At 63.6% G+C, this 12,830-nt stretch carries 12 protein-coding genes; 2 read left to right on the top strand and 10 right to left on the bottom strand.

Translation table 11 applies throughout. From position 1 onward, the window contains the following. Positions 1-16: 16 nt before the first annotated feature. Together KA354_20545 and KA354_20540 are read right to left on the bottom strand one after the other, a co-directional pair. Positions 17-1,087 carry a M50 family metallopeptidase gene (locus KA354_20545; GenBank protein MBP7937040.1) on the bottom strand — a complete coding sequence of 357 codons (1,071 nt, stop codon included), beginning with the start codon at positions 1,085-1,087 and terminating at the stop codon, positions 17-19. Continuing rightward, positions 1,084-1,602: an NUDIX hydrolase gene (locus KA354_20540; protein ID MBP7937039.1), complete on the bottom strand. Its 519-nt coding sequence runs from the start codon at positions 1,600-1,602 to the stop codon at positions 1,084-1,086. The genes KA354_20545 and KA354_20540 overlap by 4 nt, the downstream gene beginning before the upstream one ends. Before the next feature lie 64 nt (positions 1,603-1,666). Between KA354_20540 and KA354_20535 the strand changes: the two genes are divergently transcribed. Both KA354_20535 and rseP read left to right on the top strand, forming a co-directional pair. After that, positions 1,667-2,893: a 1-deoxy-D-xylulose-5-phosphate reductoisomerase gene (locus KA354_20535; protein ID MBP7937038.1), complete on the top strand. Its 1,227-nt coding sequence runs from the start codon at positions 1,667-1,669 to the stop codon at positions 2,891-2,893. A gap of 5 nt (positions 2,894-2,898) precedes the next feature. Further along, positions 2,899-5,163 (top strand): RIP metalloprotease RseP, encoded by a 2,265-nt coding sequence (rseP, locus tag KA354_20530; protein ID MBP7937037.1) that lies wholly within the window; start codon positions 2,899-2,901, stop codon positions 5,161-5,163. 38 nt (positions 5,164-5,201) lie between these two features. Here rseP and KA354_20525 read toward each other — a convergent pair whose 3' ends face one another. From KA354_20525 to KA354_20490, 8 genes are all read right to left on the bottom strand, one after another. Continuing rightward, positions 5,202-6,128, bottom strand: coding sequence for a HEAT repeat domain-containing protein (locus KA354_20525; GenBank protein MBP7937036.1), 927 nt, complete (start codon positions 6,126-6,128; stop codon positions 5,202-5,204). Continuing rightward, entirely contained in the window at positions 6,125-6,874 is a 750-nt protein-coding gene (locus tag KA354_20520; protein ID MBP7937035.1) for a lipoate--protein ligase family protein, read from the bottom strand. Before KA354_20520 ends, KA354_20525 begins: the two co-directional genes overlap by 4 nt. A 63-nt stretch (positions 6,875-6,937) precedes the next feature. Continuing rightward, the gene (gene gcvPB / locus KA354_20515; GenBank protein MBP7937034.1) at positions 6,938-8,500 is read right to left on the bottom strand and encodes an aminomethyl-transferring glycine dehydrogenase subunit GcvPB; all 1,563 of its coding nucleotides are present in this window, start codon (positions 8,498-8,500) and stop codon (positions 6,938-6,940) included. A gap of 4 nt (positions 8,501-8,504) precedes the next feature. Then, positions 8,505-8,927, bottom strand: a complete 423-nt coding sequence (locus KA354_20510) for a hypothetical protein (GenBank protein ID MBP7937033.1) — start codon at positions 8,925-8,927, stop codon at positions 8,505-8,507. Further along, the gene (gene gcvPA, locus KA354_20505) at positions 8,917-10,254 is read right to left on the bottom strand and encodes an aminomethyl-transferring glycine dehydrogenase subunit GcvPA (GenBank protein MBP7937032.1); all 1,338 of its coding nucleotides are present in this window, start codon (positions 10,252-10,254) and stop codon (positions 8,917-8,919) included. Before gcvPA ends, KA354_20510 begins: the two co-directional genes overlap by 11 nt. Before the next feature lie 100 nt (positions 10,255-10,354). Beyond that, positions 10,355-10,741 (bottom strand): glycine cleavage system protein GcvH, encoded by a 387-nt coding sequence (gene gcvH, locus KA354_20500; protein MBP7937031.1) that lies wholly within the window; start codon positions 10,739-10,741, stop codon positions 10,355-10,357. Positions 10,742-10,775: 34 nt separating this feature from the next. Next, positions 10,776-11,858 (bottom strand): glycine cleavage system aminomethyltransferase GcvT, encoded by a 1,083-nt coding sequence (gene gcvT / locus KA354_20495; protein ID MBP7937030.1) that lies wholly within the window; start codon positions 11,856-11,858, stop codon positions 10,776-10,778. A gap of 32 nt (positions 11,859-11,890) precedes the next feature. Beyond that, positions 11,891-12,830: amidohydrolase family protein (locus tag KA354_20490; GenBank protein MBP7937029.1), on the bottom strand; the 940-nt coding region annotated here is incomplete at its 5' end.

Below are 12,830 nucleotides of genomic sequence, written 5' to 3'. Positions count from 1 at the left end.
CGTTTATCGGGGTGGATCAAAGGCGATCGACTCGGCCGGCGTGGCGGTCCGTGCCCTGTTGCCGGCGGGTGGCGCGCTCGAGGGTCTTCTTTTCGGAGCGACTCAGGCTTTGAATGCCCTGATCGTGGACCTTGACGAGGATGCGATCCACCTCGGCGTCCTCGGCGGCGATCTTCGTCCGCTTGCGTTCCCAGAGTCCCTTGCCGAAGAGGCCCCTGCGGCGCTTGGGACCGTCGGCCTGGTCTGGAGATGCGTTGATATCGCATGGTGCTTCGGCCCATTCGGGGTCGGCGACAACCGCCTTGCGGTACTGCATGCTGGTCAGGTAGGCGAAGACGGCCACCCCGACGAGCATGAGGTTCTGATTGAACAGTCCGAACACGCCGAGGAGCACGGCTCCGATCATTCCGGCGGTCGATGCGATCTGCATGGAGCGACTGTAGCCGAGTCGATACCACAGAATCGCCTGCCAGATACGGCCGCCGTCGAGCGGGAAAAGCGGCAAGACGACGTTGAAGAGCAGGAGGACGTAGTTCACATAGAAGAACTGATAGAGCAGCAGGAATACGGTCGATCCCACCAGCAGGGGCAAGGCCGCTTCGGACGGGTAAGCTTCGAATGGGTTCCAGGGCACGGCTTGAATCGAGCCGGCCGCGAGGCTCAGGACGGTTGCGGAGATCATGCAGAAAGCGAAGTTGACCAACGGTCCTGCGGCAGCGCTGATCAGGTGGGCCCGCGGGTTGTGTGGGACGGAGACCATGGCCAGGCCGCCCAGCGGCCACATGAGGACCTCGCTTGCGTCGCCGCCCACACGGCGGGCACCGAAGCAGTGGCCCATTTCGTGGAGGAAGACCAGCCCGAAGAGGATGATCAGGTATCTCAAGGAGAACCAGAAGCCTCCCTCAGACGCCGATCGAAGCAACTCCACGGCAAGGTAAATCAGGAAGATGATGTGCAACTTGATCCGGATGCCGAAGACTGATCCGATCGACGGAGCCCAGGCCATGGGGTTCTCGGTGTTGAAGCCGCCCCAGGGCCTTCGCGGTCTGCCCTCGTCGTGGTTCCAGGTTCGGTCTCGCCAGCTCATGGCATCCTCGATCGGCGGAAATGGTACAGATGGAGGGCGGCGATGGTCTTGCCGTCGACGATACGGCCGTCGCTGGTGGCGGCCAGGGCGTCAGCCAGAGGCAGGGTGGTGACGCGGATCTGCTCGGTGGCTTCCGGCCGCGGGGTGGTGGCCTTCAGTTCGGAGGCCAGGAAGGCGACCATGAGCTCGTTGGTGAAACCGGGGGAGGTATAGAAGCGGCCGAGGGGTTCGATTCTGTTGCTGACGTAGCCCGTCTCTTCCTCCAGTTCCCGGCGGGCGCAATCCAGGGGATCCTCGGGTGGCTCGAGGGTACCGGCAGGCAGTTCGAGCAGCTCGGAGCCGACGCTGAATCGGTAGTTATGGATCATGACCACCTTGTCGGGGGTGAGCAGGGGCAGGATGAGGACGGCTCCGGGGTGGACGACGAGTTCGCGGTGGACTGCTCCGACGCCTGGGATGACGTATTCCCGGCGTTCGACTGTAAACTTCTTTGTGGTCAGGAGCGTTTGATTCATGGGTGAATCATCGGATTTCGAGCTCATCAAGTCCCGCTTCGATTGTTGGGGATTATAGGAACCGATGCCTGGTGTCGCAACGCTTCTTGTCACCCCCGCCGATGCGGCCTATAGTGGCGCTTTTTCACCGGGGCACACCGTGGCGAAGCGGGTAACCATCCTGGGGTCAACGGGTTCCATCGGCACGAGCACGCTGGACGTGCTCCGCTCCTTGGCGCCGGACTACGAGGTGGCGGGGCTGGGGGCCAAGCGTCGGTGGCAGGAACTGGCCGCCCAGTGTCAGGAGTTCCATCCTCCGGCCGTCGCGGTTGCGGACCCGGCCAACGCCATTCAAATCGCGCCCTTTCTGGACAGTCGATCGGAGCTTCTTGCCGGGCCGGCCGGGCTGGTCGAACTGGCCAGGCGTCCGGATACGGACTACGTGGTGGCGGCGATCGTGGGGGCGGCGGGGTTAGAATCGACGGTGGCGGCGGTGCAGGCCGGCAAGAAGGTTGGGCTGGCGAACAAAGAGGCCCTGGTCGTGGCCGGCTCGATCATTGTGTCCTTGGCGGCCAGGACGGGAGCCGTGCTGCTGCCGATCGACAGCGAGCATTCTGCGGTTTTTCAGTCGATGAGCGCGGGGCGGCGAAGTGAGGTTCGGAAGATTTATCTGACCGCCAGCGGCGGGCCGTTCCGAGCCTGGTCGGCCGAGCAGATGGCCGGGGCGACCCTTCAGGACGCCCTGCGTCACCCGACGTGGCATATGGGCCCTAAAATCACGATTGACTCGGCAACGATGATGAACAAGGCCCTGGAGATCATCGAAGCGAAGTGGTTGTTCGATCTCTCGCCGGATTCAATTGAAGTGGTGATTCACCCGGAGTCGATTATTCACTCGATGGTCGAGTTCGTGGACGGCTCGGTCATTGCCCAGTTGGGTTCGCCTGACATGAAGACGCCGATCCAGTATGCTCTGACCTGTCCCGACCGGGCGGAAGGGTGTGCGCGGAAGCTGGATTTCTCGACCATCCGCCGCCTGAACTTCGAGTCGCCGGACTTTGAGCGGTTCCCGGCCCTGGAGCTGGGATATGAGGTTGCCCGTACAGGCGGGACGGCGGGCGCGGTCCTGAACGCCGCCAACGAAGAGGCCGTCGAGGCCTTCCGCCAGGAGCGCATTCCGTTCGGGCGGATTGTCGAATTGGCTCGACAGGTGCTTGATCGGCACAGTGTCCAGGCAGCGCCGGACCTGGATGCGCTGTTGGCCGCCGATGCCTGGGCTAGACGCGAGGTCGCTGAATGCTTGAAGCAGTGATTGGCATGATTGGGATGTCGGGGGCGGTCGATACCGAGCTGGTGACGGCCGGGCTGGAGGCTTCGTTCTCATCCTACCTGGGTTCGATCTGGTCTTACGTGCTGATTTTCATCGGTTTTTCGCTGGTGGTTTTCTTTCACGAGCTGGGCCACTTCCTGGCGGCGAAGGCCTGCGGCGTGCGGGTGCACAAGTTCGCCATCGGCTTCGGCAAGGAGTTGTTTGGTTTCGACAGAGGCGAGACCCGGTATTCCTTCAATGCCTTGCCTCTGGGCGGGTACGTCAAGATGCTGGGGCAGGAGGACTTCGGCGACAAAGAGGACGAACTGATCGTGAAGGACGATCCCCGTTCGTTTCTCTTCAAACCGCCCGGTCAACGGATGATCATCGTATCCGCGGGCGTGATCATGAACATGGTCTTCGCCGCGCTGGTGTTCATGATTGTGTTCATGATCGGTATGGAATCCCCCACGGCGGTGGTTGGATGGATCCTGCCGGGCAGTCCTGCCGAGCAGGCCGGCCTCCAGGTGGGCGACCGGATTGTCAAGGTTCACGATGAGTGGATCTCCGACCAGAACGATCTTCGAGCTGCCGTGGTGCTTTCCGATCCTGACGAGCCGCTGCACTTGACCTACCAGCGCAAGGATCGGGCGTCCGGTGAGGTCCGCACCGAGACGGTCACGATTCTGCCCGAGAAGAACGCGGAGAAGAACATTCTCCAGATCGGCGTCGCGCCTCCGCTGAACACGTCGATCACGGCGGCGATGAAGGACCTGGCCCTGTCCGATGAGGAGCAGCTGCAGGCCGGCGACAAGATCCTCCAGGTCAACGGGCGTGACATTTCGAGCCTCTTCGAGGCGAGCAATCTACTGACCGACCTGAAAGGACGTTTCGCGGAACTCACGGTTCGGCGGGCGGCAAGCGTTTCCGGAGCCGACGCGCCGGGGGCCGTGGAGCGCATTGTCAAGAGAAGGGCTCGCATGGCATTGACCCCGGAAGGCCGGTTTGGCGAATCCAGCGGCCACCTGCTGGGGCTGGTGCCGAGGATCCGGGTGACCGATGTGGTCGAAGGCCAGCGGGCCGAGCAGGCCGGGATCCTGCCGGGCGACGTTCTGGTGCGGTGGGGCAGCCAGGTTGCGCCCCGGCTGGATGAGTATAAGACCAGTATTGAGAACAATCCCGAAAGAGCCATCCCGGTCGAGGTACTGCGTTACAGGGACGGCAAGCCCCAGGTTGTTGCTCTGAAGGTGGTCCCGAAAGTGCCGGGCTGGTTCTTCAAGCGGTCTCCACAGATTGGCGCCGAGATTCTGGGGCACGAGAACGACGAGGTTGTCGTGGCCGACATCCTGACGGAGGGTGTCGAGAAGAATGAGACTCCCGCGGCGCGGCTCAAGTCGATCATGCCGCGAGGTTCGAAGATCACCAAGATCAACGATCAGCCGGTGGCGACCTGGGATGAGCTGGTGGAGCGGTTCACCAAGCTGGCAGGCACGGATGTGAAGCTCACCTGGGTACACGAGAACCAGCCGGAGGTATCGGCCACCCTGCACGTTCCTCACACACTTGGCACGACGTTTGATCTGCCGGGCGCCAGGACGATCACGTCGATCAACGGACAGACCAACGTCGAGATCGAGAAGGACGGTCGGCGCCGCTCCTTCACCGTCGACAGCTGGCAGGGGGCGCGGGAAGTGCTGTCCCAGTGCGTCGGCAAGACCGTGGACGTCGAGTTCTGGGATCAGGCCGATCGCGTACTCCACAAGGAAAAGCTCGCCGTGACCGCGGAGATGGTTGATCCCTGGGTCCTCCGCGTGCAGTACGTCATTGACATCGCTTCTCGATACGAGGTGCAGCTGGTTCGCGAGACCAATCCGGTGAAGGCCATGATGATCGGCGTGCGCAAGACCTACTACTTCATCGGGCAGGCTTATCTGGCCATGAAGCGGATGATCTTCACCCGGTCGCTGGGGCTGGACCAGATCTCTGGTCCAATCGGCATCATCAAGATCGGCAGTGATGTCGCCCAGGCTGGGATTCCGGAGCTCCTTTACTTCCTGGCGATGATGTCGGCCAACCTCGCGGTGATCAACTTCCTGCCGCTGCCCATCTTTGACGGCGGGCTGTTCGTATTCCTGATCATCGAGAAGATCAAGGGAACGCCCATCAGCATCAGGGTGCAAGTGGCCACGCAGATGATCGGCCTGGTGCTGATCATCGGCATCTTTGTGTTGGTCACCTTCCAGGACATCATCAAACTCGGTGGGTGGGAGTAGACAACCTTGCGGGTGCGGAAGTCGCGCCCTGCGGGTGGCTACGGCGGGAGCGTCGCAGGTGACGATGCGGCATCAGTACCGTGTTCGTGGCGATCAAGCCATGCGTACCATTGATGCTGTATTGCGCGGCCTCCGTCGGCGGGCCGGGTGGCCGGATCACCGAAGGACTGGCCGGTGAGCAGGTAGAGCGATCGGGCGGCAGCGGCCCCGACGGTCGGCGGAGCCCGGGTAGCGGCCAAAAGTGCCTGGCGGTCAATGCCCTTGGCCACCTCGCCGCCTTGAAGCCGGGCGATGGCCTCGACGGCCATACGGCAGGAAAAGGGCGGGACGGTCACTGGCCGCTGGTCGGTCAGCAATCCAATCAGAAAGCGGGACTCCGTTCGGCAGTCGAGATTGGCCAGGGAGTCCATCGCCTGGGCGAGCAGGTTGGGATCGGAGGAGGGAGCTCGATCGGCGAGCACTCCTTCCACGGCGATGGGTCCTCCGATCCGTTCGAAGGCCAGGATGGCCGCGGACGCGAAACGCGGGTTCTTGCCGAGTCTGTCTTCGCGCAGGCGATCCAGGACAAACGTGGCTGGATCGCGGCGCCACGACAACATCAGTGCGGCGCGCACGACCACCGGGTCGCTCTCGTCGTGCAGGGCGTTGAGCAGGAGCTGTTGGGCGCGCAGGCTCTGGCAATCCCGGAGCGCTTCGACGCCGAGGATGCGAAGTTCCGGGCGTGGGTCGCGCAGCAGCCCGGGGAGTGCATACAACGACGAGTCCCGGATGGATGTCAGGCACAGTGTATAGTGCCGACGCTCCTGGGGGGTGGTCGCTTTCTGGAGTTGATGGACCCACCAGTAGGCCCGTATCTCCATGCGATAGTACAGTACGGTCCCCCACAGGGTGATCAGGGCGAGGATCACCCAGATTCGGGGGCGGCGTTTGCGGGGTCGGACGGAATCAGGCGGCGTCTCAGTCAACGTTTTCGAGTCCAGGCCGGGTCCTCGTATTTGCCGCGAAGCTGGTCGGCCAGGGCCAGTTCCCCGGGCACGAGCGGGTCCTGAAGGCCGGTGTACTCCTGCAGGATGGCGCTCGCCAGTCGATCCAGGTAGCAGTCCATGGCAACGGAACAGTAGTCGGCCACGGCCGCGCACGGCTGTTGCTCGTACCGGCGGCCCAGAACCAGCGAGCCGTGCTGGAGGACTGCGTGGTTGGTGCGTCGCTGGGCGCTGCCCAGGATCTTGCGGCCGTTCACGATCAAGTCGAAGCAGCTGTGTCGCTCGAAGCAGAAGAAGGGGCCGCGATGGGAGCAGGCACCTGTTGCGGCACCGCGTGACACGGCGATTCCGAGGTAGCCGAGCACGGCGGCAAAGCCTTCGTGGACGCGGTCATAGAGGCCGTTCGCATTGCCCTTGCCGATCAGGGGATGGTCCAGCGGCAAGGTGAGTGAGTAGGTCAGTTCCTGGTCATGGAGGATGGCCCCGCCGCCGGTCTGCCGGCGCACGACGGGTAGGGTACCGGCCGGCGGAGGCAGGGATGCGAAGTCCTGGTAGGGCTGGAAGTAGCCCATGGAGATCGTGGCCGGTGACCAGTGGTAGAAGCGAAGCGTCGGGGGCGACTGGCCGGCGCCCACCCGCTGGAGCAGGGCTTCGTCGCGGGCCATGTTCGCGGGCCCGTCCAGGGGCGGATCTGTCAGCCAGCGGACTGTTGATGCGGCTTGGTCCATTGCTCGGGTCACCCCAGTTTGCGGATGTCACCATCGCGGTGACCGGCGGTCTCTGCCGGCATTCTACGAGACCGGGGCACGTTCGGCGACGGGCGATGGGGCGGGGGATGTCGAGGGGGACTCCGGTTGCCAGCACAGGTCGGGCTTGCGGGCTGCGGTGACCTCGTCGAGTCGCCGTACGGGCATGGTGTGGGGGGCATGGTGGAGGATATCGGGGTTTTCCCGAGCTTCCCGGGCGATGCTGATCATGGCCTCGATGAATTGATCGAGGGTGGCCAGCGATTCCGTCTCTGTCGGTTCGATCATGAGGCAGTGGGCTACCGGCCAGCTCATGGTTGGCGGATGGAACGAATGGTCGATGAGCCGCTTGGAGATGTCCAACTCGGTGACGCCGCGATCGCGGAACTCGGGCACGGTGATGAACTCGTGGGCATAGGGGGGCTCGAAGGGCATGGCGTAGTGGCCGCGCAGGCGGGCGGCGATGTAGTTGGCGGAGAGTACGGCCTTCTCGCTGACGCCGCGCAGGCCGGCAGCTCCGAGGGCCCTGATGTAGGCGAAGGTTCGCACCAGGACACCGATTTGACCGTGGAACGACCGCACCCGTCCGATAGAACTTTTCCCCATCGAATCCCATCCATAGGTTCCATCCGCCCGGCGGATAACCTGTGGTCCGGGCAGGAAGCCGCGGAGCTTCTCGGAGACGGCCACTGGGCCGGCGCCCGGGCCGCCGCAACCGTGAGGGGTGCTGAATGTCTTGTGCACATTGAAGTGCATGACATCGACCCCGAAGTCGCCGGGGCGGGCGATACCGAGGATGGCATTCATGTTGGCCCCGTCGAGGTAAAGGAGGGCGCCCTTGGCGTGCAGGATCTCGGCGATGTTGGCGATCTGGGGGTCGAACAGGCCGGTTGTGTTGGGGTTGGTGATCATCAAGGCGGCGGTTTGTTCGTCCACCTTGCTGCGCAGGTCGTTGAGGTCGACCCTGCCGTCGGGTCGTGATGACACGGTCAGGGCGTGCCGGCCGCACATAGTACAAGTGGCCGGGTTGGTTCCGTGGGCCGAGTCCGGGGTGAGGACCTTGGGCCGGTCCTGGCCGTGGTGGCGGTGGTAGGCGCTGATGATCATGACGCCTGTCATCTCGCCGTGGGCTCCGGCGCAGGGCTGCAGGGTCACGTCGGCCAGGCCGGCGATTTCGGCCAGGAAGATGCGGGTATGATAGAGCAGCTCCATGATGCCCTGAATGTCCACCTCTTGCTGGAGGGGATGCAGGGCGGTGAATCCGGGCATGGCCGCCGCTCGCTCGTTGATCTTCGGGTTGTACTTCATGGTGCAGGAGCCGAGCGGATAGAAGTTGCCGTCGACGCTGAAGAGGCGATGGGCGAGCCGGGTGTAGTGGCGAACGAGGTCCAGTTCGCCGACTTCGGGCAGCAGGGGGGCGGAGTCGGCCAGCAATTCGCGGGGGATGGCCTTCTCCCTGTCCACCGGAGGGACATCGGTGGGGGGCAGTGAAACCGCGGTCAGGCCGGGTGTGCTTCGCTCGAAGATGAGCTTCTCGGAGGGGACGAGGCCTGCTCCGGACAGGGGGTTGGCGGACAGGGCGTTGGCTGTATTGGCTTGGTGAACCATGAGATCACAGTGGTCGGGACCACCACTCCTTGTAGCTGGCTGCGTCATGCAGCTGGCCGCTCTGAAGATCCAGAATCAGCAGTTGCCGGTAGCGATCATTCAGTTTGGCGTAGAGTTTGAGCAATTCCGCTCCGTTGAGATTGTTATCCACATGGATCGCGTCCTGGCGAACGAACAGCCGGGCATAGCTGAGTCCCTTGCCCAGGTAGTCGATTCCGTCATCGAGGGCTGGTTTGGCCCCGTCCATTTGCAGCAGCAGACTGCTGACCGCCGCCGGATCGCGGAAGGGCACCGCGTTCTTGCGTAGCCGCCTAGCCGCTTCGGGCGCGACGGGGAAGGTCGTAGACGAGTCTACCGGTATCTGGACAAACTCAACGTCGTAACCCACGTCCTTGTTCCTCAGCGTCGCTCCGGGCTCATGACTCATCGAGAGCTGCGACCAGAGCGTCGATCTGTTCGCGGGAGCGTTTTTCCGTAACGGCCACCAGGAAGCAGTCTGCCAGGTGGTCGTACCAGGGTTCGAGGGGTACGCCGGCCAGGAGCCCGCGTTTGCGGGCGTGGGCCAGGACCCGCTTGACGTCCTTGGTTGTTCGGACGACGAATTCCTTGAAGAACGGCGCCTGGAATCGCAACTCGAAGCCCTTGAGGCCGGCGATCCGTTCTGCGGCGTAATGTGACTTGTCGAGGCAAAGCGAGGCGACTCTGGCCGCGCCTTGCCGACCGACCGCCGAGAGGTAGATGGCCACACGAAGGGCGTAGAGTCCCTGGTTGGTGCAGATGTTGCTCGTGGCCCGCTCGCGGCGGATGTGTTGCTCGCGGGTCTGGAGCGTCAGGCAGAAGGCTCGACGTCCGGCCTCGTCGGTGGTCGCGCCGATGAGCCGGCCGGGCATCTTGCGCATGAACGCCTGCTTGCAGGCCATGAAGCCGGCCGAGGGCCCGCCAAACGACATTGGGATGCCGAGCGGCTGGGCATCGCCGACGGCGATGTCGGCGCCCAGGGTGCCTGGCGACTTGAGCAGGGCGCAGGAAATCGGGTCGACTGCCGCAACGACCACCGCGCCGCGCTCATGGGCGATGGCGCTGAGGCGATCGAGCCGCTCGACGCATCCGAAGACATTCGGTGTCTGGATCACGACCGCGGCCGTCTGATCATCCACTGCCCGCCGGAGATCATCGGGGCTGGACAGGCCGCCGGCGGTTTCGATGGGTACCAGATCGATGGGCAGTTCGCGGAGGTAGGTTGCCAGAACGCCGCGGGTATCGGGATGCACCGCCGCGGAGACAACGACCCGTCGTCGTCCGGTGCTTGATCGGGCGATGAGGACCGCCTCGGCCACGGCGGTTGCGCCCTCGTAGAGTGAGGCATTGGACACGTCCATGCCGGTCAGTTGGCAGATCAGGGTCTGGTACTCGTAGAAAGCCTGGAGGGCGCCCTGGGAGGCCTCAGCCTGGTAGGGGGTGTAGGCGGTCACGAACTCGCTCTGGCCGGCCAGTGAATCGACCACGGTGGGAATGAAGTGGTCGTAGGAGCCGCCGCCCAGAAAGCAGACCAGCTCATCGCAGGTGTGATTGGCCTTAGCCATACGTTCGAGCTCGGCCAGGAGGGAGAGTTCGTCGAGCGGTTCGGGTAGCTGGAGGGGGCGGTTGAGCCGCAGGCTCGGGGGGATGTCCCGGAAGAGGTCGTCCACTCGCCCGACGCCAATGGTCGAGAGCATGTGCTGCACGTCGTTGTCCGTCAGTTGAAGGTAGTTCATCCCGGTGGCACCCTACTCGCCTGCTAAGGGCGTTCTTGCGTCTCTGGTCCTACTTGCTCGACGTCGAAGGCTGGCGACCGTCGGGCATCCGGCAGGGGGGTCATCCCTCCTGGAGCATGGCCTCGTAGGCGGGGCTGTCCATCAGGGCCTTCAGGGCCGAGAGGTCGGCCACCTTGACCTTGATCATCCAGCCGCCGCCGAACGAATCCGTGTTGACCAGTCCGGGCTGGTCGGCCAGGGCGGTGTTGGTTTCGATCACCTCGCCGGTGACATACGACACCAACTCGCCGGTGGCCTTCACGGATTCGATTTCGCCGAAGGGCTTACCCGCGTTGACTTTGGTGCCCACCGGGGGCAGGTCCACGAAGGTGATGTCCGTCAACTGGTCGGCGGCGAACTTGGTGATTCCGACTGTGACCACGTTACCCGCGGCCGCGAACCACTCATGCGTTTTGCTGTACTTGCGATCAGCCGGGTTGGCACTCACTGGGTTGACTCTCCTTAGGTTCGATGGCTTGGTCTTATGGTTTCTTGTAGAACGGAATGGGAACCACGACGGCGTCGATGGTCTTGCCGCCCAGGTCCACGCCTAGTTTCTGGCCCGTGCTGGATAAGGCGCTGTCCACGTAGGCCATGGCGATGCTCTTGCCCAAGGTCGGGGACATGGTTCCGCTGGTGACTGTGCCGACCGCGCGGCTGCCGCTGCAGACGGGTGTGCCTTGGCGGGCGATTCGCTTGCTGGTCAGTTCGAGTCCGACGAGCTTGTGTTTGGAACCGTTCTTGGCGATTTCGCGGAGCCTGGCCGCACCGATGAAGTCCTTTTTGAGATCGACGCACCAGGCCAGGCCAGCTGACAGGGAGTCGGTCTCTTCGGTCAACTCGTGGCCGTAGAGGGGCATGCCGGCCTCGATCCGGAGCGTATCGCGAGCGCCGAGTCCGGCTGGTTTGAGGGCATCTTCTCCCTGGGCCAGCCCGGCCACTGCGCCGATGAGCAGGGGGCCGATCGAGGCCGGCAGGATCACCTCGACGCCGTCTTCGCCGGTGTAGCCGCTGCGGAAGATGGAGTAGGGGGTCATCATGAAAGTGCCGGACGTGAATCGGTATCTCTTTAGTTCGTTCAGCGGGAACGGCAGTTTCGGGGCGAGTTTCGGGAGGACGGCGGGGCCCTGGATGGCGATCATGAGTGTGGATTCGGTGACATCCTTGATCTCGACGTCCTTGCCGGTTGTGTGTTGTTGGAGCCAAGACACGATCCGGTCGTGGTTGCAGGCGTTGCAGACCATGAACCAGTAGTCGTCGTACCGAGAGACGATAACGTCATCGAGGATGCCGCCATTCTGGTCACAGACGTGGCTGTAGCGGGACTGGCCGACCTGGGCGTCATGCAGCTGGCGGGTGCAGACCTTCTGGAGAAGGGCTTCCGTGTCGGATCCCCGGAACTCGATTCGTCCCATGTGGGAGACATCGAAGACTGAGCCTATGCGGCGGGTATGCAGGTGCTCTTCGACGATGCCCGCGTAGAGCAGGGGCATGTCCCAGCCCGCGAAGTCTACGATTCGGGCGCCCTGTTGCACATGGTAGTCGTATAGTGGTGTTCTTTTCACGGGTGAAACCATATTCCTCTCATGGGGTCTTGTCAAACGATGCCTGCCAAGGCGTCCGCAGCCCTGATGCGGCTTGCCAGCAACTCGCCGCCGCGTCGAAGCACGTCCTCGCCCATGCCGGCGGCTGACTTGATCGCCACGTCGCGATCGAGCCAGGAGGGCATTTGGCGGACGCGGTGGTACTCCTTCCCCAGGGCCGACCGGAAGAACAAGGGGCTCGAAGGTATCGGAAAATCGCTGCCATGGACCAGTTTCGCACGGACTGCTGGAATTCGCAATGTGCGTTTGAGCCATCGGGCCTTGCTGAACATGGTCAAGGCGGCGATATCGGCATAGAGGGGGGCGCTGGCGAACTCGCCGGCCAGGGCCTCGATCAGGATCCGGTGGGGGCGGGTTGCCAGGGCAACGGGCCACATCGAGGGTGTTGCGAGGTGGGCGACGATGACCGTGGGCATATCTCCATCATCGCGCAGTTGCCGGAGTGTTTGGAGCATGCCCGCTGGGTTGGCGAACTGCTTGTGGTGATGGCCGAGGGTGTACTCCGGGCCGAAGTGTACGAGCAGGGGGATCCCCAGTTTCGCAGCCTGGCGGAGGAACGCCACGGTGCGCGGATCCTGCGAATCGATGTTCTGTGTTTGCGGCAGCCACTTGACGAGCACGGCCCCGGCCGCGGCCACCTCGGTCAGCATGTCTGCGGCGGTCATGGCGCCGAGCCGGCGGTAGGGGTGGATTGACGCACCGAACAGGATTCGGCGAGGGTAGCGCTGCCACAGACCGCGCACGTAGGTATTGGACAGGTACAGATCGCTGCCGATGGCGGAGCGGTTTGGGCGGGCTCCGACGGCTTGTCCGTCGGTGTTGTGGTACTGATCGAAGGCCAGGACGACCGCGCGGTCGAGCAGCTCAGCGTTCAGGATATGGCGGAGGAGTATAGTCTCCATGGCCGCGTCCGTTTCCTGCAGGGGCAGTCGT

This window comes from Phycisphaerae bacterium, assembly GCA_018003015.1.
Classification (GTDB): Bacteria; Planctomycetota; Phycisphaerae; order UBA1845; family PWPN01; genus JAGNEZ01.
This window is presented reverse-complemented; position numbering and strand designations above follow the sequence as displayed.

What these genes read in the sequence shown, in the direction of transcription:
- KA354_20545 (MBP7937040.1), bottom strand. Translation starts at nt 1,087, where the DNA reads ATGAGCTGGCGAGACCGAACCTGGAACCACGACGAGGGCAGACCGCGA.
- KA354_20540 (MBP7937039.1), bottom strand. Translation starts at nt 1,602, where the DNA reads ATGAATCAAACGCTCCTGACCACAAAGAAGTTTACAGTCGAACGCCGG.
- KA354_20535 (MBP7937038.1), top strand. Translation starts at nt 1,667, where the DNA reads ATGCCTGGTGTCGCAACGCTTCTTGTCACCCCCGCCGATGCGGCCTAT.
- rseP (MBP7937037.1), top strand. Translation starts at nt 2,899, where the DNA reads ATGATTGGGATGTCGGGGGCGGTCGATACCGAGCTGGTGACGGCCGGG.
- KA354_20520 (MBP7937035.1), bottom strand. Translation starts at nt 6,874, where the DNA reads ATGGACCAAGCCGCATCAACAGTCCGCTGGCTGACAGATCCGCCCCTG.
- gcvPB (MBP7937034.1), bottom strand. Translation starts at nt 8,500, where the DNA reads ATGGTTCACCAAGCCAATACAGCCAACGCCCTGTCCGCCAACCCCCTG.
- KA354_20510 (MBP7937033.1), bottom strand. Translation starts at nt 8,927, where the DNA reads ATGAGTCATGAGCCCGGAGCGACGCTGAGGAACAAGGACGTGGGTTAC.
- gcvPA (MBP7937032.1), bottom strand. Translation starts at nt 10,254, where the DNA reads ATGAACTACCTTCAACTGACGGACAACGACGTGCAGCACATGCTCTCG.